15 protein-coding genes and 3 pseudogenes are annotated in these 21,061 nt (G+C 47.7%); 14 read left to right on the top strand and 4 right to left on the bottom strand.

Features of this window, described 5'->3' with window-relative positions; translation table 11 throughout:
• Positions 1–289 precede the first annotated feature (289 nt).
• The 7 genes from ACHHV8_RS23365 to ACHHV8_RS23335 all read left to right on the top strand — a co-directional run bounded on the left by ACHHV8_RS23365 (position 290) and on the right by ACHHV8_RS23335 (position 9,261).
• The gene (locus ACHHV8_RS23365) at positions 290–1,600 is read left to right on the top strand and encodes an ABC transporter substrate-binding protein (RefSeq protein ID WP_395161846.1); all 1,311 of its coding nucleotides are present in this window, start codon (positions 290–292) and stop codon (positions 1,598–1,600) included.
• Between the two features lie 82 nt (positions 1,601–1,682).
• The gene (locus ACHHV8_RS23360) at positions 1,683–2,543 is read left to right on the top strand and encodes a carbohydrate ABC transporter permease (RefSeq protein WP_395161845.1); all 861 of its coding nucleotides are present in this window, start codon (positions 1,683–1,685) and stop codon (positions 2,541–2,543) included.
• A 175-nt stretch (positions 2,544–2,718) separates the two neighbouring features.
• Positions 2,719–3,450: a carbohydrate ABC transporter permease gene (locus ACHHV8_RS23355; RefSeq protein WP_395161844.1), complete on the top strand. Its 732-nt coding sequence runs from the start codon at positions 2,719–2,721 to the stop codon at positions 3,448–3,450.
• A 23-nt stretch (positions 3,451–3,473) separates the two neighbouring features.
• Positions 3,474–5,150, top strand: a complete 1,677-nt coding sequence (locus ACHHV8_RS23350) for a hypothetical protein (RefSeq protein WP_395161843.1) — start codon at positions 3,474–3,476, stop codon at positions 5,148–5,150.
• Between the two features lie 62 nt (positions 5,151–5,212).
• Entirely contained in the window at positions 5,213–7,255 is a 2,043-nt protein-coding gene (locus tag ACHHV8_RS23345) for a glycoside hydrolase family 65 (protein WP_395161842.1), read from the top strand.
• A 130-nt stretch (positions 7,256–7,385) separates the two neighbouring features.
• The gene (locus tag ACHHV8_RS23340; protein WP_395161841.1) at positions 7,386–8,636 is read left to right on the top strand and encodes a sensor histidine kinase; all 1,251 of its coding nucleotides are present in this window, start codon (positions 7,386–7,388) and stop codon (positions 8,634–8,636) included.
• Complete coding sequence (locus ACHHV8_RS23335) at positions 8,605–9,261, top strand: response regulator (protein WP_395161840.1); 657 nt, start codon at positions 8,605–8,607, stop codon at positions 9,259–9,261. The genes ACHHV8_RS23340 and ACHHV8_RS23335 overlap by 32 nt, the downstream gene beginning before the upstream one ends.
• Positions 9,262–9,387: 126 nt before the next feature.
• Here the strand turns inward: ACHHV8_RS23335 and ACHHV8_RS23330 are convergent.
• The 3 genes and pseudogenes from ACHHV8_RS23330 to ACHHV8_RS23320 form a co-directional block, all read right to left on the bottom strand.
• Positions 9,388–9,948 (bottom strand): annotated as a pseudogene (locus ACHHV8_RS23330) (IS3 family transposase); the annotation flags it as partial.
• A 134-nt stretch (positions 9,949–10,082) separates the two neighbouring features.
• A pseudogene (locus ACHHV8_RS23325) lies at positions 10,083–10,338 on the bottom strand (transposase); the annotation flags it as partial.
• 83 nt (positions 10,339–10,421) lie between these two features.
• Positions 10,422–11,063: a DUF2306 domain-containing protein gene (locus ACHHV8_RS23320; protein WP_395161839.1), complete on the bottom strand. Its 642-nt coding sequence runs from the start codon at positions 11,061–11,063 to the stop codon at positions 10,422–10,424.
• An 806-nt stretch (positions 11,064–11,869) separates the two neighbouring features.
• Here ACHHV8_RS23320 and ACHHV8_RS23315 point away from each other — a divergent pair.
• The 7 genes and pseudogenes from ACHHV8_RS23315 to ACHHV8_RS23285 all read left to right on the top strand — a co-directional run bounded on the left by ACHHV8_RS23315 (position 11,870) and on the right by ACHHV8_RS23285 (position 19,846).
• Positions 11,870–12,487 carry a TetR/AcrR family transcriptional regulator gene (locus ACHHV8_RS23315; RefSeq protein ID WP_395161838.1) on the top strand — a complete coding sequence of 206 codons (618 nt, stop codon included), beginning with the start codon at positions 11,870–11,872 and terminating at the stop codon, positions 12,485–12,487.
• A 220-nt stretch (positions 12,488–12,707) separates the two neighbouring features.
• Positions 12,708–14,072 carry a cytochrome ubiquinol oxidase subunit I gene (locus ACHHV8_RS23310; protein WP_395161837.1) on the top strand — a complete coding sequence of 455 codons (1,365 nt, stop codon included), beginning with the start codon at positions 12,708–12,710 and terminating at the stop codon, positions 14,070–14,072.
• A complete protein-coding gene (locus tag ACHHV8_RS23305) occupies positions 14,072–15,085 on the top strand; it encodes a cytochrome d ubiquinol oxidase subunit II (RefSeq protein WP_395161836.1) in 1,014 nt (337 codons plus the stop codon). The genes ACHHV8_RS23310 and ACHHV8_RS23305 overlap by 1 nt, the downstream gene beginning before the upstream one ends.
• 42 nt (positions 15,086–15,127) lie before the next feature.
• A pseudogene (cydD, locus tag ACHHV8_RS23300) lies at positions 15,128–16,902 on the top strand (thiol reductant ABC exporter subunit CydD).
• On the top strand, positions 16,899–18,626 hold the full coding sequence (gene cydC, locus ACHHV8_RS23295) for a thiol reductant ABC exporter subunit CydC (RefSeq protein ID WP_395161835.1): 1,728 nt from the start codon (positions 16,899–16,901) through the stop codon (positions 18,624–18,626). Before cydD ends, cydC begins: the two are co-directional and overlap by 4 nt.
• 128 nt (positions 18,627–18,754) lie before the next feature.
• Entirely contained in the window at positions 18,755–19,249 is a 495-nt protein-coding gene (locus tag ACHHV8_RS23290) for a response regulator (RefSeq protein WP_395161834.1), read from the top strand.
• Between the two features lie 48 nt (positions 19,250–19,297).
• Positions 19,298–19,846, top strand: a complete 549-nt coding sequence (locus ACHHV8_RS23285; RefSeq protein ID WP_395161833.1) for a DUF420 domain-containing protein — start codon at positions 19,298–19,300, stop codon at positions 19,844–19,846.
• Positions 19,847–20,085: 239 nt separating this feature from the next.
• Here ACHHV8_RS23285 and ACHHV8_RS23280 read toward each other — a convergent pair whose 3' ends face one another.
• Positions 20,086–20,937 (bottom strand): aldo/keto reductase, encoded by an 852-nt coding sequence (locus tag ACHHV8_RS23280; protein ID WP_395161832.1) that lies wholly within the window; start codon positions 20,935–20,937, stop codon positions 20,086–20,088.
• Positions 20,938–21,061: the final 124 nt, after the last annotated feature.

Raw genomic sequence — 21,061 nt, 5'->3', positions numbered from 1 at the left:
GAATTAAGGATTCATAAACGCTGATGAGCCGCATCAGCTTATTTTTTTTCCTGCGGAAGGGCTTGGGCGCTGCCGGATAACATGACTCTGCTGACGGCTTTCAATGAGGATGAACGCAGTTCTTATAGCTGGCAATCTGACGCTTCGTCATGGTCACCCATGACAAATGTCATGGATAACGATTACATTTTCATGACAAAAGATAGGTGCGGGTTCAGTATGACGATTTCCGGCTACGAAGTATGATGGATACAGGAAGTGAGGATACATTAAAAAAAGGATGTGGGTCATGATGAAGAAATGGAGTCGAGGTCTTGGTTTAGTGTGTGCACTAGCTCTTTCTGCTTCTGTTTTTGCAGGCTGTAGCTCTGGCAAAGCTGCTCAGCAGGGGGCAGCGAATGAAAGCAAATCGAAGGAAAACGCATCGCAAAAGCTGAAACCGTTATCTATCTTATATCAATATGCAAACGACGATAACAAAGCAGGCATAGAAACGATTATTAGTAAATATAAGGAGCAAAATCCCGGACTGGAGGTTAATGCGCAGGGAGTGCCGCTCAGCCAATTTTATCAGGTTCTGCAAACCCGAGTATCGGCTAAAAACTATCCCGACGTCGTGTTCGCACCGACCGCGATTGTTCCCAGCTATGCAGCATCAGGTGTTCTTGCGGATTTAACGCCGTATCTCCCGAAGGACTTCTTCAAAACGTTTAACGAAACACGTACAGCCGTAGACCGTCCGAACAATACGATTGTCGGGGCCCCGATTGCCGATTCCATCAGAGCTGTTATTTATAATAAAACAGCGTTTGACAAAGCGGGGATTAAAGCACCAGGGGTCAACGATGCGCCATGGACGTGGGACCAGCTCGTAGCCAATGCAAAGCTGCTTCAAGAAAAGAAAGCTGTACGTTATGGGTTGATGTTCGAGAAACCGAGCTTTGACGGCTGGATGCCGTTCTTGTTTCAAAGCGGAGGGGCATTGCTTGACGATAAAAATCAGCCTGCGATCAACAACCAGGCCAGCATAGACGCTATCGACTGGACGGTCAAGCTTCATAAAGACGGTATTGCAGCACCGGGGATCATTGAAGGTACCGACGACCCGCTTCGTCTTTTCGTTTCCGGTCAAATAGGCATGTGGCTCAGCTCAGGCACTTGGAATATTTCTGCGCTGGAGCAGCAGGTGAAGGGCTTCGAATATTCGGTAACCTTCATGCCCCAAAAGGTAAGAAACACAACAATTATCGGCGGTAACGACGTTATTGCCTTCAAAGGGAACAACGTAGAGGGAGCTGCCAAGTTCATTGACTTCTCGGTTAGCCCGGCCATTATTTCGATCTTTACTAATTCCACAGCCAGCTTCCCTCCTCGCAGCGATGCGAAGGATGTCAAGTTTGCCCGTACCGATTTGGTGCCGATTTTCACGAAGCAAGGTCAATATTTGGATGCAACGCTGACAGACCAATATCTTAAGGATTTCTATGGTAAAACGAAGGACCAACTGCTTCGCGAGTTGCAATCCGCTGTGATCGGTCAGCAATCACCTAAACAAACGGCGGATAAGATGGCTGAAATTATTAAAAAAGAAGTAAAGTAAATAAGGTCTTTAGGGTCGGGAAGGTCCGAAAGGCTTTCCCATCCCTATATAAATAGAAGCTTTCCGGAAGGAGGGGTCCTGCATGAATTCAAGATTAAATCGTATGGCACCCTATGTATTTGTTTTACCGAACATTTTACTTGTGTTACTGTTCGCCATTTACCCGCTTGCTGCCAATTTTATCTTAAGCTTCACTGATGGTTCCTTCGAAACGACAACCTTCATCGGCTTTGATAATTATATCAACGTAGCTAATGACCCATCCTTTTGGACATCATTGAAAAATACGCTATATTACACGCTGCTGCTTGTACCTCCAACGATTATATTAAGCTTGGTAATAGCCGTAGGCTTAAACCGCTCAATGCCTTTGAAGAATACAATACGTGCCGCCTATTTGATCCCGTATTTACTTTCGTGGTCTGTCATAGGCTTGATCTGGCGATGGATCTTTAGCGGGAACTACGGAATACTTAACAATTTTCTCGCCGGCTTCGGCTTGCCGCCGCTTCGTTGGATTCTGGATCCGGACTTGACGATCCCATGCCTCGCGCTTGTCGGTATATGGGCCGGAGTTGGATATTACATGATGATTTACCTTGCCGGACTGCAAGGGATTTCCGGTACTTATTATGAAGCCGCAAAAATAGATGGTGCCAACAAATGGCAGCAGTTCATTTATATAACCGTTCCTCAACTAAAGCCGATTACGTCGCTGGTTGTGATTTTGTCGGTAACCGCATCGTTTCGGGTATTTGAACAAATTTATGTCATGACCGGAGGCGGACCGGGGAGAGCTTCCTTCGTACTCGTATTATATATTTTCATCAAAGGCTTTGAGGAATTTTCACCAGGCTACGCAGCCGCCCTATCGGTCATTCTTTTTTTAATCATTTTGGCGATCACCATACTACAGCAAAAGTTTTTGAAAAGCGATGAATAAATTGTTCTGTGAAAAGGAGTGACGGGAGGTGGCTGAAGTGAGCACCGAACTGAGAGAAAGAAACATGATCCGAAAAAAAACGTTTTCGCTATCCACTTATTCCGGATATGCTGTATTTTTATTATTGTTAGCGGGCGCACTCCTAATGTTGTTTCCGATTGCATGGATGGTATCTATGTCATTAAAGGAGCAGAGCGAGATTTATACGGCGACGCCAAAGCTGATTCCTGACAATGTCACCTTTCAAAACTTTATTGACGGATGGGTCAAGGGAGGATTTTTCGACTATTTTGTCAACTCCTCTTTTGTTACTGCAACCCGTGTACTGCTGACGGTCGTCATCAATGCCATGGCAGGTTACGCATTCGGCAAGTACCATTTTAAAGGAAAAGGCTTCCTGTTTCTGCTTGTTCTTTCTGCAATGATGATCCCGGACCAGATCCGGATGATCCCGTTGTATTCGATGATGAACTTGTTCGGACTGATTGATACCTATACTGCTGTTATTCTACCGGGGCTTGGTGCTACGTTCGGCACGTTCTTGATGACGCAGTATGTAAGAACCGTACCTGACGAACTGATGGAAGCGGCACGGATTGACGGCTGCTCGGAATATCGGATTTTTACTCAAATCATCATGCCGCTTGTTCAGCCTGCTCTGGTTACGAATTTGATTTTTCAATTTATGTGGGGCTGGAACGATCTTTTATACCCTTTATTGTTTCTGCAAAGCAAAGAGCACTATACGCTGCAACTGGCACTCGCCTTCTTCCGGGATAGCGATTCTGTGACGGCCGGCCCGATCATGGCTATGTCTCTCGTATCCATCCTGCCTATTCTAGTTATTTTTTTCTTATTGCAGCGTTATTTTGTTGAGGGTATTGCCGTTCACGGTGTGAAGGGATAATAAATCGATAGGGGTAGTTAGTTATGGAATGGTTTCAATTAAGAGGACTTGAGATTCATAATTCGAGAATGTGGAGCACCGCAGCCGTGGAACGGGCTCTGGAATTTATGGCGCAGAACGGCCTTAATGCACTAATTTTTCATCAAAATGATATTATCGATAAACTGGTGTTTCCCAAGGCTTTTTTTACCCAGGAGATGATGTACAAGCGTTGGCCGCTGCGCCGGTCGACGATTGTCTCCAGCCGCCTTTATTTGCGTGAGGTCATCCGGAAAGCGAAGAACCTGGGAATCGGCTTTTACTTGGAAGTCAAAGAGATTTGGTATCCGGAGGAGCTGCTGGAGCTGTTCACACATCTTCGAACGGCCGAAGGCAAAGTTTGTCCGACTGATCCGTTTTGGTTTGAATTTTTGGAAATTAAAATCCGTGAGCTGCTGACCGAGTTCCCCGATCTTACAGGCATTATTATGAGCCCGGCCACGAGGGAGAGCAAGGTGTCTATTTCTACGAATCCTTGTGGGTGCGAACGCTGCCAACGAACCGATAACGCAGATTGGTATAAACAGTTGCTGCAAGCGATGCATAAGCCTCTCTCCGAGAAAAAGAAGGACTTGGTTGTACGAGACTTCACGTATACGGTTGACGAGCAGAGCACCGTTGTGGGCGCAGCGGCTTCGGTATCGAAGGAGATTATCGTAGCTCTGAAAAATGTTCCTCACGATTTCTGGCCGACGTTCCCTCATAATGTCAAGATCGGCGATACCGGCGGCTTGCGCCAATGGGTGGAATTCGATGTATGGGGGCAGTACTGCGGGTTAGGTGTCTTCCCATGCAGTTTAGTGGAGGATCTGCAATCAAGAATCCGCTATTGCCGGGAAAAAGGCGTAACCGGCGTTTGGTTCCGAACGGACTGGGAGCTAATGAATGAATCGAGTACGTTTAATAGCTTGAACATGCTGAATCTGTATGGCGGCGCTATGCTGGCAAACGATCCGGATCTGGAATTGGACTCCATCTACGCGGCCTGGTCCCGTGGCGGACTGCAAACCTCGATGCGCCCTGAATCGATAGCTAGACCGGCGGTAATCCCCGAATCATCCGAAGCGGCCGGGAAGCTGAAGGAATTTATGAAGGCCTCATGGTCCGTTATTGAAAAAACGCTGTATACGCGCGGCCATGTTTTTCAATACAGCAGCAAGATTTCACCGACCCTGCAGGATTTCTTCTATGTTGTAACATCTTATCACAGCAGGGAACAATGGGAGCCTGGAGCTTCCGATAGAATTGCCCTGACGGATGAAAGCATTCAAGCCATTATCGCGGAGAAGCAGGCTGCAGTGGATGAAGCTGCGCAGCTGCGTGCTATTCTTGCACCGGAGACGCTCGGCATTCCCCAGTACTTCATGGATGAATTGGACCTGACACTCGATCTTTATCAATATTTCGTAAAAACCTTCTATCACGCCGTGCGTACCTCCTTCTTGACGAAGAAAGCACTGGCAGACAGAGGGAAGACAGATATCCAAGCTGCCCGTGCCTCCTTGGATGAACTATCCGTATTCCGTAAGGAACTTGCGGATAGAATGACGGATACCTTCTATCCGTTCTATCTGTACTGGATGCTTGATGAGGATTTACTGGAATCTTTGGAGACGGATATCGCGAAGCAATTGCATGGATTGGAAGGCGCCCTTTCATAGCAGGCGTTTAATGAAAACCGGAGGTTGTGACATGAAGAAGAATCCGTTGGATCGTCGTGCTCTTGTGGGCAGGCACAATCCCGTCGTCCGGGAAGCCTGAACCGGTATCTCCGTTGTCGGTAGGCAACGGGGAGTTCGCGTTTACCGCAGACGTTACCGGACTGCAAAGTTTTTCAGAGCACTATAAAGTACCGCTTGGCACGCAATCGCAGTGGGGCTGGCACAGCTCGGGAGATCCAGCCCGCTATCGTCCGCAGGATATTCGGTTAACCGATTACGATACCTATGGACGCCAGGTTGGCTATGCTGTAGATGATACAGGTCAGGAAGAAGCGTTTCATTGGCTGAGACAAAATCCGCACCGGATCCAATTGGGTCAAATCGGACTTCGGCTGCTTACAGCGGACGATAAGCAGGTGAAGCTGGAAGAGCTTCATGATATCGAGCAAACGCTGGACTTATGGAGCGGCTTATTGATCAGCCGTTTCCGGGTGGATGGCGTTTCCATAACGGTGCACACATGCTGCCATCCGCACGCGGATCAGCTCAGTGTACGCATTGAATCGCCTCTGCTTACGCTGGGCCGTCTTGAAGTAACGATAGCGTTTCCATCGCCTCATCCGGTCTCGAGAAACTGGCAAGAGAGCACGGGCTTGAGTTGGTCTTCGGGTGAGCTGCATCAAACCGAATTCTTACAAGATTCCTTGAGCAGCGGCGTTTTTAGAAGAACGATGGACCACGATCGGTACAGTGTAAAAGCCGCTTGGTCCGATGGTGAGCTAAGCCAGACTGAGACGCACCGTTACTGCTTGCGCCCGAGCGGAACGACGGCATCGCTCGAATTTACGCTTGGATTTAGCGCGACTGAAAAGATAGGGCCGTTGTCGGGGTATGAGGAGACCGAGAAATGGAGTAAGGATCATTGGGAACGCTTTTGGACGGAGGGAGGGGCCGTAGAATTAGCGGCAAGCAAGGACCCTAGAGCCATGGAGCTGGAAAGGAGAATTGTGCTCTCGCAGTTTCTGACGGCAATCCACTGCGCAGGCTCACTGCCGCCGCAGGAGACGGGCCTGCTGCACAGTACCTGGTTCGGCAAGTTTCACCTGGAAATGCACTGGTGGCATGCAGTTCATTTTGCGCTGTGGGGCAGGACCCAACTGCTAAGAAAAAGCTTGGATTGGTATGTGAAAACGCTGCCTGCAGCCATTGAGCTTGCGCGGTCACAGGGCTATGAAGGAGCGCGCTGGCCTAAAATGGTCGGTCCACAGGGCTATGACAGTCCGTCTTCTATCGGTCCGCTGCTTATTTGGCAGCAGCCGCATCCGATCGTCTATGCGGAGTTGTGCTACCTGGCTGAGCCTGATGAGACAACCTTGGCTTATTTCCGCGAGGTGGTAATGATGACGGCCGAATTTATGGCTTCCTTCACCGTATGGGAGCCTGAACGGAGCCGTTATGTACTGGGACCGCCTGTAATTCCGGCGCAGGAGGAGCATAAGGCGGAAGCTGCTTGGAATCCAACCTTCGAGCTTGAATACTGGAGACACGGACTTGAGCTTGCACAAGCTTGGAGAGAGCGGCTCGGTCTGCCTCCCGAAGCAAAGTGGAGCCACATTTGCGAGCATCTTTCCGATTTACCGCAAGCGGACGGTGTGTATCTGGCCCATGAGAATGCGCCAGACACTTACACCAGGTCGAATACGGATCATCCGTCCATGCTTGGAGCACTAGGCATACTTCCAGGTAAATCGGTTCGTCTGGAGATAATGAAAAATACGCTTTATAAGGTCTTGAAAGAATGGCAGTGGCCAACGTCCTGGGGCTGGGATTTTCCTATGACGGCAATGACCGCAGCGAGACTGGGTGAAGGAAACATAGCTGTTGACGCGCTGCTTATGGACACGGCAAAAAACTCGTATCTGCGCAACGGGCACAACTACCAGCAGGCATATTTAACCGCTTATTTGCCTGGAAATGGCGGGCTGTTAGCAGCAGTAGCTATGATGGCGTGCGGTTGGCAGGGAGGGGACGATCAAGCAGCTCCCGGCTTTCCTAAGGATGGCTCCTGGACGGTTCGCTGGGAAGGCTTGAATGCTTGGTTGTAAGGAAGAAGGCTGGCTGTTATGCCCGGAAGAGGCTATGCAGCCAGCCTGTTTTCTTTATCTATTGGGTTGAGCTATTGAAGTTTCACAAGTATAATGAACGGATAAATACAAGCACCCAGGTGAATGAACGATGAGTGATAATAAAAACAGCGTATTTTTTATTTTAGTAAGCACTTTCATCCATGCCGGCGTGCTGCTTGTTTATTGGCAGAAGCAGCTGTGGCAAAGCTTTCCACTGACGTGGTCCTATCCCTTTGCAACTTTTATGATCCTGTCGGCGGTTTTATCCGCTTGTCTGCCGATGGTCAGGCATAGCAGAACACGCATTGGAATCATGATGTTCCGGATAATAATGAACTCTATTCTTGCTGTCCCTACGGCTTCCGACCCTCAGATTATGGGCGTGCTGCAAGCTTGGATGCTGTATGAATCCTTTCTGTTTCTCCCTTTGTGGATTGCCATTTATACGTTTCTTGCAAACTGCGGTTATACATTACTATTATCTAAGATGCAAGTCTCGTTATGGTTTACTGCTTCTCATTTGGTGGATGTGGGATCCCTGCTTGTAACGTATGTAATGTATGCGGTTGCCGGATATGCCGGTTTTTTTCTAGCACGGGAGCGCCGTTTGCATGCGCAAAGCATGAAGATATTGGAGCAGCTGAACTACTCCAGTCAATTCATTGCGGAGACCAACATTAATCTGCAGAATCTGGCCGCGGATATAAAGCAGGTAACGCTGACAGAAGAACGGACACGGATTGCGCGAGAAATCCATGATACCGTAGCCTATACGCTAACGAATCTGCTCTCCCTGCTTGACGCTTACCGTGAGCAGCTGCTGGTAGACAACAAGGACGTACCGGATTTTATTGTCCATGCCCGTAGTCTGGTTCGCGGCGGACTTGGGGACATTAGGCGGGTTCTGCGTGGAATGAGACCAAGCGAGGATGATGGGGTCAGCGGACTCGGTAGCGTTAAAAATTTGATAGAGGTATTCAGTAAAGCCACAGGGATTAAAGTAATTACGAATTTTGGTCAGGTGCCTCAATTTCCAGGCAAAAATATGGAGGACGCCTTTTACCGAGTCGTTCAGGAGGGACTGACGAATGCGTTTCGGCACGGCCGTGCCACGGAAATATTGGTTACCTTTTATTATGAGATTGACGGAATCGAATTAACCGTCCGCGATAACGGCCAAGGCTCGGATGTGATGAGCGGTGGGTTCGGGCTGGTGGGTATCCATGAGAGGATCGCCTCTTTAGGAGGGAAGGTTACGATTTCCTCTAAATCAGGCTTCGGTTTTACATTGCGGGTATGGCTTCCGCTTAATCAGGAGGAGGAAGACGATGGAATCACTTCGCTTAGTGATCGTGGATGATCAACGGTTGTTCAGGGAAAATTTGAAGACAGTTATCGAGCTGCGGATTCCGAACGCTAAGGTAATTGGACTTGCCAACAATGGATTGGAAGCGCTTGATATGATCCGTTCCTGCAGTCCCAATCTCGTTTTGATGGATATTCGAATGCCCATTATGAACGGCGTGGAATGCATCAAAAAGCTCAGGGAAGAAGGCAATCAGGTACAAATTGTCGTGCTCACAACGTTCGATGATGACGAATATGTGTTTGAGGCGCTTCAGTTCGGTGCAGTAGGGTATCTTCTCAAGGATATCGAGCCTGAAGAATTGACCAATGCTATCCTGCGGGTTCAATCCGGAGGGACGCTGATTTCGCCACAGGTAACGACCAAGCTTGTCGATGAGGTAACGCGCCGTCGTAAGGCGGATTTGACGGTGTCCGGCGATGCACTCTCACGGTTAACGCAGCGGGAGATTGAGGTCTTGCAGCATATCGGGCTAGGTGAAGATAATCGTGAAATAGCACGCCACCTTCATTTAGCTGAAGGTACGGTACGAAATCATGTCAGCGCAATTTATGAAAAGCTGGACTTTAAGGACAGGGCCCAGGCGATCCGGTATGCTATTGTCTCCGGGTTGGTATGAATGCCTCTCAATTATATGATGTTCACGGGAGCCGCGTACTTTCGCGGCTCTTTCGATTTAATAAAATTTCAGAGTGGAGGGGACTGCCCCCTGTTTGTGAGACAGGAATCAAAACACCTTGCAAGTTTAAGCAGCCAGTCGTCGGAAATCAACCGGCGACTGGTTATTTAGTTTCGTTTGAATGCGAGTTGAGTTATAGTAGGTAATGTAGTCTCGAACAGTTTGTTCAAAGATTGCCGTCGTTGTACAAACTGTTCGAGATAGAACGTTTCAGACTTTAGTGTGGAATGAAACGATTCGATGGGGGTATTATCAGCGGGCGTTCCCTTGCGGGACATGTTCATGTTAATGCCTTTTCCTTTTACAGCATCCCGGTATGCCTGAGACGTGTATACGCTGCCCTGGTCACTGTGCAGCATCATACCAGGTTGATCTGGGAGCTGGTGTAGCGTACAGAACAAACGATGTATCTTGCTTGTCAGCTATACTGTAAGCCACGATCTCTCCATTAAACAAGTCTAAAATGCTCGACAGGTACAATGTTTTCCCGCCAAATGGCAAATGAGTAATATCTGTGACTAGTTTTTGCATCGGTTCATCAGCTTGAAATTGACGTTTCAGCAGATGTTCGGCGAGATGAGCAGGCTGTCCCGTTGCATTGCGTTTCTTTACCTTGACGCGGTATTGTAGCCCTCAACGATAGTACGTTGAACGAGCCAACCCCTAACCATGCACAAGCTTGAGACACGCCTACTTCTCCTTGAATGGACTCCATCCATGGGATGACGACCTCTGGTGATACCACCTCCTTTTCAGTTCCTTGTACTTTTTTAGCACGTCCAGCTGTTGTTTCAGAAACCGAATCTCGGCTTTCAATTTTTCGAGTTCTGAGGCATGCTCGGGACCCTTTCCGTAGCTATATTGTTTACCGGCTGGCTGTTCAAGTCGATGGCTTTCTCCAGCGCGATACCACCTCATCCACGTCTCGATCTGAGTTTTATTTCGTATGTTGAGCTGCTCCATAATTACTTTCACGGGTACACCCGCTACCCTCATTTCAATGGCCTTCATTTTCATTTCAACCGGGTAGGCTTTTATGAAGTGGATTCCAAATATTTCATTCTACTTTGCGGTCTGTTTCAGCTGCGCTGGTATTATCCTCAAAACGACACCGTACTCCCGCCAGCCTTTCGTCTCCGAATGATCCATTCCGCCGCCAAGAAAAGAAGTACGATCGTTCCCATAACACTCGCCGTGTATCCGGCCTCATAGCTCATTCCCATCGCATTGATGAAGAGAAACATAAGCGAATGTATCGTCTGATTGGTAAAGCAGAACGTGTAGCTGCGGATCATCCAGCGGATGTGGTCTTTAACCCGTCCTTGTCGAATATGCAAGTATGCGTTCACTGTGATAAATATCCAAATGATATTAAGCAAATTGAAGGCTACACTCACGACCTTGCCTCCGGTTGCAAAAGGAGCCATATAGCCTGATGTGATGCATACGGCCAGTACGGCGGCGACATAGACGTAGCCGAGAATACGATGCGTCTTCCGATACTTACGGGGCTTGGCACTAGCAAAGTTTATGGCGCCCGCAGCGATTGCGATGCAGGCGAAGATGACGTGAACGTTCAGCATAGTTAGCCAGACTGGTAAGTTCATCGGACGGGTGAGCTTGGTCTTGTGGCTCAAAAAAACCGACGCATCAGGATCCAGGGCGAAACGATTCAAGAGCGTCCAGAAGACGAAGGCTGCAGCAACGGTAATCAGGAGGCGGAAAGCACTTTTAGCGTTCATCAGCCCGATGCGCGTTACCTATCAATCGGCGAGAATCACGTTCACTGCGCAGCCGGGCAAAACGGAAACCGGCGAATGTGAACAGTGAAGAGGAAAACCAGCAATGAAGCGAGAACAAAAAACTGTGATTAATCGTCATGGCGCAACTCCTTTACATGTTGTTTAGAGCGAAAGTTGTCTTCACAATCCGCGCAGCTTTCTCCGGCCCGCTCTGTACGGCTCCCAGCCGGTGCGGTTCCCGCCGATAGTGTTTTTTCGATTAAACGAATCCCCAAATTCGTATATTTGGTGTGTGGTCAGCGCCATCGCTTAGTGGCATTACAAGCCGTTGTACGCTATCTGCCTTCATGGCAGAAATAAGACGCGACATGGCTGCCTCCATTATTTGAGGCAACCACCTCCCTTAGGTATTCGTCATCTTCCAAGATGCGGCTAATGACAATATTCAGCCGTGGGTGTTGTGCCAAGTCGCTCGGCTTTCGAACAAATGCTGTCACCTGCTGTCCGAGCTCTCAAGCGGCCTGCTGACAATTCCTCTCCGTTGGCACCGCTTTAAAGAACGGCATAGCCTTCCACCTTCTCTTAAGTTAGAATTAGCGTAGTATGATTCGGCATTTTTATTGGGCATAGAAGTTAACTTGCAGGGTAACGCGCTTTAATAGGCATAGGATTTACGGACCTAACCGTCCAGTTCGGTGAGATTCAGTATACTTTAGGACGGCTTATTTGCAAATAGACAGCTTTGTGAATTTTGTGACAATATAAATAAAACAACCCTGATGAGCTTACATGATGAGGAGAGAAACATGAATAAGCCAGACGATGTACGAGAAAAAATTATAAACGAGGCTATGCTCTTATTTAATACAAGAGGCATTGCACAAACATCAATTCAGGATATTATGCAGGCAGCTGCACTACCTAAGGGTGCGATCTATCGACGATTTGAAAACAAAGAAATGATTGTACTTGCTGCTTTTGAGCGGGCAAAAGGGATATTGCTTGAATGTTTTGTTCAGGCGGAGCAAGAAGGAACGAATGTGCTTGATAAGCTCATGAAAGTTTCTGCAGTTTATCAGGATGCTGTGAACAACCCTCCGATTCCTGGGGGATGTCCACTGTTGAATATGGCGGTAGAGAGTGATGGTTCGTTCCCTGAGCTTCAGCAGAAAGCTCATGAAGCTTATCAGGCTATGGTTCAATTCGTGGGGTCAATCATAGATCAGGGGATTCGAAATGCGGAGATTCGTCCGGACACAGACGCTATTGAATTGGCATCATTTCTGACTGACTCGCTGGAGGGAGCCATTATGGCAAGCAGATTGACTGGCAGCGCCGACCCCATTCAACGATATATGAAGTACGTGGAGAGGCTGGTCAGAAGTTACATGATGGATGTTAAAGATACGGACTTAACAAAATAATTGGAATCAAGAACAAAGAAACAGATAAAGTTATCACGATAAGCAAGCCCGATTCAATAGCCCGATCGGGCTTTTTGTGCATTTTTCATTGAACTGTTAGAAAGAATTGTTCCATTCTTGAACGATTAAGGGAGAAGCTGTGACCGCGATTGAACTGAGTAAAGGACAGGGATAAAATCGAACCTGATTACAAATGGCTTTGGAGGGGAGGCAGTAAGGAATGGGAATTGATACGGTACTATGGAGCAAGCTGGTGACAGGAATGACACTAGGGTTCCATATGATATTCGCGACGATTGGTGTCGGTACCCCTCTCATGATCGCGATTGCTGAGCTCATCGGTATCCGCAAGCAAGATTCTCACTACACACTGATGGCTCAGAGGTGGGCGCGGGGATTTGTTATATCCGTCGCCGTCGGTGTCGTAACAGGCACGGCAATCTCACTGCAGCTGGCACTGGTGTGGCCGAATTTTATGAAGCTGGCGGGGAACGTTATTGCGCTTCCGTTATTCATGGAGGTGTTTGCATTCTTTTTTGAAGCTATCTTTCTAGGCATCTATCTGTATACGTGGGAACGGTTCAAGAACCCATACATTCATTGGCTGCTCACGATCCCCATTGTCGCAGGGGCAGGCATGTCCGCTGTTTTTATCACGACGGTAAATGGTTTTATGAATCAACCCGGAGGATTTACCATGCAAGGCGGACAATTTACAGCCGTTAACCCGGTGCAAGCGATGCTGAATACGGCGACGTTCTCGAAGGTATTCCATGTACTAAGCTCGGCCTATCTCACAGGAGCCGCTCTGCTGGCAGGCATAGCAGCCTTTACGATGCTTAGAAAGGGAGTTACGGGATATCACAAAAAAGCACTGAAGCTTATGATGACGGTTGTCCTGTTGTTCGGTGCGCTAAACACGTTTGCTGGCGATGTGTCTGCCAAATTTTTGGCCGAACACCAACCGGAAAAACTGGCTGCGGGGGAATGGCATTTTGAGACCGAGAGCGGTGCGGATTTGATTGTATTAGGATGGCTTAATGCCGAGCATAAAATTACAGGCGCACTTCACCTGCCGAAGATGCTCAGCTTCCTGGCTTTTGGAGACTTCAATGCGAAAGTAACAGGTCTGAATGAATTTCCTCCGGACGAACAACCTCCGCTCGTTGTACATTACTTGTTTGACTTGATGGCCGGCATCGGGTTTGCATTGCTGGGCATATCCGTTCTGTATTTCCTGTTTACATTCTGGAAAAAACGCAATGAGCACAACAAATGGCTGCTCCGCATTATTGCTTTAGCTGCACCGCTCGCATTTTTGGGAGTCGAGCTGGGTTGGTTTTACGCTGAACTGGGGCGGCAGCCGTGGATTTTACGAGGATATATGCGTGTAGAAGAAGCGGCGACGACATCGTCAAGCGTGAGAATTCTATTTTTCCTCTTCCTTCTTCTTTACATCGTATTAGGCGTGGGTAGTGTTCTTGTTCTTCGGCGCTTATTCAACAATAATCCGGCAGAAACTGAGCTGGAGAAGTGGGCGCAGCATGCGGACGATAAGAGGACAGGGAAGGGAGCGCATGCCTGATGAGCTACGATTTGATTGGGATTTCGGTACTTTGGCTGTTTTTGTACGGGTATCTTATTATAGCCTCCATTGACTTTGGAGCCGGGTTCTTTGCCTTTTATGCCCGCCTGACCAAGCAGGATCACCTCATTAATCGTCTGATTTCTCGTTATTTGTCGCCCGTATGGGAGATCACAAATGTATTTTTCGTCTTTTTCTACATCGGCATGATCGGATTTTTTCCAGATACGGCCTATTACTATGGCTCGGCGCTGCTTGTTCCGGGGAGTATTGCAATCGTGCTGCTTGCTATTCGAGGTTCGTTCTATGCATTTGAAAACTATGGTTCCAAAAATAATATCGTCTATCTGTTTTTGTACGGCGCATCCGGTTTGCTGATCCCGGCTTCGTTGTCCATGGCGCTGGCCCTGTCTGAAGGCGGCTTTATCTTGAAGCAGGCTCAGACGGTTTCTCTGGATTACTGGGCTTTATTTACCAACCCGTTGTCGTGGAGCATCGTTGGATTGGCGATTGTGTCTGTCTTGTTTATTAGCGCTTGTTTTCTGGCATTTTACGCTTCACGGGCAGAGGATCAAGCTGCGTTAAAGCTTATGCGGACCTATGCGCTGTTCTGGAGCACACCGGCGATTATTATCGCCCTGACGGCCTTTATTTATTTGGGGCAGCACAATGAGCGGCATTATCAAAATATGATGGATTTATGGTGGCTGCTTGCACTTTCTATTGCCTTTTTCATGATTGCGATGTGGCTGTTATACCGTGGCCGCCGCTATGGGCTCGCATTTGTTTGCATCATGCTGCAATTTTTCTGTGCCTTTTTCGCTTACGGAATTGGGCAGTATCCCTATATTCTTGATCCCTACATTACGATTCAGAGCAGTGTCACCTCACCCTCAATGGGCTTCGCGCTGGTTGTCGTATTTATCGGGGGCATGTGTCTGTTGATTCCTTCCCTTATTTTGGTTTTCAAGCTGTTCTTATTCGATGCAGATTACGTGAAAGGGAAAAAGTAGGCGGATTACTCGCAGGCTATTACCGTAAAGGAGTTGAGTTTGATGAAGGGGAAAAGAAGCTTAATCGCTACACAGATGACCGCCCAACGCAAACGTCTCATTTACCTGACTTTTATCTCGCTCGCACTAGGCGCCGCTATTGTAAGTCAGGCCGCATTGCTGGCTGAAGCCGTCCAGCGGATCTTTGTGGAGAAAGCATCTTTTTCATCGGTTGCCCTACTGCTCGGCATCCTGCTGGCCGTGATGGCGATACGTACATTGTTGTCATATGGGAACGGGGCTGTTGGTTTGCAAATGGCAGCAGCCGCCAAAGAAAATATGCGAGCAGCCGTGCTTCAGCATTTTACGCATGCTTCCATGCCGTCCTCTCTTCGCGGGCAAACGGGGGAAAAGGTCAGTATGGCGCTGGAAGCCGTGGATGAGACGGATAGTTATTTCAGTCAATACATGCCGCGTATGGTGGAAACAGTCATGATCCCCGTGCTGATTGTGGTCGTTACGTTTACCCAACATGCCAATTCAGGGATCATCATGCTGGTTACGGCTCCGTTTATCCCGATTTTTATGATTTTGGTGGGGATGAAAACGAAAAATAAATCAGAAGAAAAGTATGCGCAGTTGGCCGAGTTTGCCGGTATATTTCTGGATTCCCTTCAAGGGCTCGTTACGTTAAAAATATTCGGACGGGCCCGCCGGCAGCAGCAAGAAATCGAACGCAGCAGCTTAAAATACCGCGATGCCACAATGGATATTTTGAAGATTGCGTTTACGAATACCCTCATGCTGGAATCGATTGTGATGCTGAGCATCGGGATTGTTGCTCTCGAACTGGCTATTCAACTGCTTGTCTTCAAATCGATGTCGTTTCACACAGCCTTTTTTGTTTTGTTGCTCGTGCCCGAATTTTACAGCTTGCTAAAGAATTCGGGAACAGCTTTTCACAATGGGCGAACCAGTATGGGGGCGATTCGCAAGGTTGAAACCATGCTCGCGGACACGAACGATAGAAACGATCTGAAAGATCAGCCGACAGGGCTCCGGACATTTCCGAAGAAGCTGGTTCCAATGCCGCCCGCCATTGAACTGGACAGTGTCCGGTTTCAGTATGCACCTGACTCATTTGAGCTGAATACAGGTTCGATCACCATTCGAACCAGGAGATCATATTGCCCTTGTCGGTCATAGCGGCTCCGGCAAAACCACCTTGCTCCATCTTATAGCGGGATTACTAAAACCGGCGTCGGGGACCATTTTGGTGAATGGAAGCCCGCTTACTCAGCAGAATGAGACGATATGGTTTGAACATATTAGCTACATTACGCAGCATCCTTACATTTTTGCAGGTACCTTCGCCGATAATATCGCGATCGGTGCCGGGCGGAAAGTCTCCAGGGCTGAGATTGAGGCGGCGGCTGCGGATGCGGATGCGGGTCTTTCCAAGGTTGTATCCCAACTGGAACGGGGATTGGATACCCCTGTCGGTGAAGGCGGCAGAGGATTATCCGGCGGGGAAAAGCAACGGCTTGCCGTAGCGCGGGCTTTTTTGAAGCGACCCTCTATTATTTTGTTCGATGAGCCGACCGTTGGGCTCGATCTTCACACCGAGCGCATCCTGCAGCATTCGATTGCAGCCTTGGCAAAATCGGCGACGATGATTACGGTGGCTCACCGATTGTATACCATTCGACATGCGGACAACATTTTGTTTATCGAACCATGGCGTCCTAGTGGACTCGGGACATCACGACGAGCTAATGAAACGCCTGCCTGCGTATGCAGAGATGGTCGATGCCCAACGCAAAGGGGTGCCGGGATGAACGAGCTGGCTATTTTGTTCCAAGCTATGCTTCGGGAGCGCAAGGATATTATTCTTTCGATTTTAGGCGGATTTATCGCCGGTATTGCCGGTGTGATCCTCTTTTCTGCGAGCGGATATCTAATTTCGCAAACGGTGTTTGGACCTCCGCTTTATACGCTGATTGTACTTACTTCCTTGGTCAAGCTGCTTGGTTTGATTCGAGCGATGAGTCGGTATGGCGAGCGATTATATTCGCATAGAGCGACGTTCTCTATGCTTAGCCGATTGCGAACATCCTTTTTTGCCAAGCTTATTCCTTTAACGCCGGGCATTTTAAGTAATAAACGAAGCGGGGATCTGCTTGCGCGAATCGTTGGGGATGTAGAGAGCTTGCAGCACTATTTTTTACGTGTCGCGTATCCGCCGATCATTGTTGTTATGGTGTTCTTGACGACAATGCTGGCTACCGCCTCCTTTTCTTTCTGGATGGCATGCTTGATGCTGCTCGGTATGCTGGGGACCGTATGGGCCGTGCCGGGAATCGTATTGCTGGGATATCGGAAAATCAATGGGCATGTTCGCAATCAGCGGGCGCTGCTGTCTACGGAACTAACAGAGGTGTTGTATGGTTTCCGGGATCTTAAAGTTTATGGGCAGCTTGCACAGCGGGAACAGCAGCTTCGCCAAGCTTCCGCTGCATTGGCAGCCGAGCAGCAGCGAGCGGCCGGACAGTTGCTGCGCGGACAATCGATGCATGCCTTTGTCACCTATCTGATTTCCTGGGGGGTGTTGGCACTTGGTGCGTATCTGATATCGGATGGAACGCTAGCTGGCGTATATCTGGCTATGCTTGTCATGGCTTCATTAACTGTATTTGAAGAAGCGGCGGCTATGGCCACGCTGCCAGCATATAAGCAAGATAGCGAACATGCAGCCAAGCGGCTGACGGAAGCAGGTTTAACTCCTGTCGTCCAGCCGGTGCAGCCAAGTCGTATGTTGAATACCGACCATGCCATTTCTATTGAGCTATCCGGCGTTTCCTTTCACTATGAAGGGGAGTGGAGGCCGGCGTTGAAAAACTTTTCGCTGCAAATTCCACCGGGATCCAAAACGGCGATTGTCGGACCAAGCGGTTCAGGAAAGTCCACGCTGATTGAGCTGTTGCTCAAGCTGCGTACGCAGACGGACGGTGATTTGCGGCTGAACGGCATATCGGTACAAGAGCTGGAGGAGACGAGCATTTGGAAAACGGCTAATGTCGTGCTGCAGCAAAGCCATTTTTTCCGGGGAACGATCCGGGATAACCTGCTAATGGATGATGAGAACCATTCTGACGGCGACCTGTTGGATATCCTCGCTAAAGTGCAATTGCCGACCGCTTCATTAACGGACCCCGTGTACGAGAAGGGAGAAAATTTATCGGATGGCGAAAAGCAGCGCTTGGCCCTGGCGCGGGCCATGCTTCGCAATGGAAAGCTGTGGCTGCTGGATGAGCCGACGTCTTCGCTGGACTATGTGACAGAGCAGCGTGTTTTGACACACCTATACGAACAGGCTGCCGGAGATACGCTTCTGCTAATCTGTCATCGGCTTAATGGCTTGGAAGGAATGGACAAAATTGTAGTCGTGGAGCAAGGAAGGGTGATCGAATCGGGATCGTATTCAGAGCTGATGGAGCAAAACGGCTATTTTTATAAGATGAAGCAAATTGAGTTACAACTCATCGGCGAAATGGGGGACTAAGCATTTCGCCACTGAATGGTCATACTTTTCGAGCAAAATAGCCACTTCGGGCCATTCGACTAAACACATAAAATGCGATAATAGGAACAGGCATAGGGTTTAAGGTTCCATAAAGGGGTTGTGCAGCGGTGAGCCATATCAACAGAGTGTTGCTTGCAGAACCATCGCAAGAGCATCGAGAGCGGATCAAGTATCTGCTGGAGCTGGATCCGCTGTTTGAGGTCGTAGCAGAGACGGACTGCGGAAGGAATGCAATATCACTCGCCGGTTCATTAAAGCCGGAGGTTGCGCTTGTTGCGGGTGAATTACACGATATGAAGGGTACACAGACCATCCAAGAAATGAAAAAGATGAATCCCCAAATGGTAGTCGTATTGCAGGCGGAAAGCGCTGACGTTGAGTATTTTTTTGAAGCTTTGAAAAGCGGGGCGCAAGGTTACTTGCTCAAGTCGCTGCATCCGGCTTCCCTTCACGAGTATCTTAGATCGCTCGTGATCGAGGATGCGACTCTGCCGAGAGAGCTTGGATATCAGATTTTAAAGCAATTTGTTACCGAGAATATCCCACATGGCGTACAGCCCCTTCTTAGAAATAAAAACAGCAGCATTAAGAAATATGTATAGAGGATTCAACATCGAAGAAATCGCCGATCAGAGGAGCGTTTGGATCAAATGAACTCAAATGATCAACCAGCCAATAATAAAAATTATACGATTCCTATAATTGTAACGTCCTTGATTGTAAATTTTGTTATACTTCTTTTGTTTTTTTCACCGATAGGATACAAAGGAAGTATCAAATTTGATTTAGCCATCTTCCCGAGAATAAATGGAGTTTTAAATAGCTTTACGTTTATATTTTTGATATCGAGCTTAATTGCAATTTTGAGAAAAAACATTGGGGTGCACAAAGGGTTCATTCTTGCTTCCTTTACCTCGACGTTATTATTTCTGGTTTCTTATTTAACATTTCATTACATGTCCTCAGAAACAGCGACATTTGGCGGCCAAGGTATGATCAGACCCATTTATTTCTTTATTTTAATTTCGCACAGCATTCTTGCCGCAATCATCGTACCGCTAGCCCTATTCACCCTTGTTTGGGGATGGACGAATCAAATTCAAAAGCATCGGCGCATTGCTCGATGGACCATGCCTGTTTGGCTATATGTCAGTTTTACTGGAGTAGTCGTATTTTTAATGATGGAACCGTATTACTGAACAAACTCGCTCCTTGAGGGGAGTACTAATTAGAATTATTCTGATATAAACCGGCCAAGCCCACGAGAAATCGGTCGCCACTGAAGAACTTAAGGCTTTTCGGTAAATCCTGGCAGTAGGCAAAAAAATGCGACACCCGATCTCGATTTTCCAGACGGTGTCGCATTTTGTATAGTTTTTTTCGCTGTTTTCTTAGTCTGCCATCTTCATGAGCATGGCCTATTATTTTATAGGTATGATTAAATATCAAGTTTACGGTTACCGATCCATTTTACCATTTCAGGGTCGCGATGTGAGAAGAATAGGCTCTGTTTCGTATCTAACGAACTAATTAAATCCATATCTTCTTGTCTTAATTCAAAATCAAAAATGCTGAAGTTTTCAATAATTCTTTCTTTACGAACCGACTTTGGAATCACAACAACTTCCCTTTGTGTCAGCCAACGCAAAACCACCTGAGCAACGGATTTATTATACTTTTCCGCTATAGATAATAAGATTTCATTTTGGAACAAGTTATTTTTTCCTTCGGCAAAAGGAGCCCAGGACTCAATCTGAACATGATTCTCTTTCATGAATTTTGCACTCTCTATTTGCTGATGAAAAGGGTGTGTTTCAACCTGATTTACTGTTGGGACTACTTCATTATGAATAATCAAATCGATCAGGCGATCTTCATGAAAGTTACTAACGCCTATTGCACGGGCCTTTCCTTCACGATACAATTCCTCCATAGCTCGCCAAGATCCATGTACATCACCGAATGGCTGATGAATTAAATACAAATCCAAATAATCTAATTGCAATCTTTTCAAAGACTTTTCAAATGCTTTCTTTGAGCGTTCATACCCTGTATCCTGGACCCAAAGTTTTGTAGTGATAAATAATTCATCTCTAGCCACGCCACTCCGTTTGATCGCTCTGCCAACTGCTTCTTCATTTAGATAAGAGGCCGCGGTATCAATCAAACGATAGCCTGCCATAATAGCGTCATAAACACTTTGTTCACATTCCTTAGCATCTGGAATTTGAAAAACTCCAAAACCGAGTACCGGCATCTCAACACCATTGTTCAAAATTACTTTCTGCATATAAAATCCTCCATTTTTATAATTATGTGCAAGTCAATTCAATCCTGTTCTTTATTATGGACTTGATGACGAAGCGATAGTTATCCCATTCTTCTCGAATGATTGCCTAAACCTCTCGCTTCCA

This window comes from Paenibacillus sp. TAB_01, from assembly GCF_043945595.1.
Lineage (GTDB): Bacteria > Bacillota > Bacilli > Paenibacillales > NBRC-103111 > Paenibacillus_S.
The sequence above is the reverse complement of the archived record's forward strand: the minus strand, read 5'-3'. Positions and strand labels throughout refer to the sequence as shown.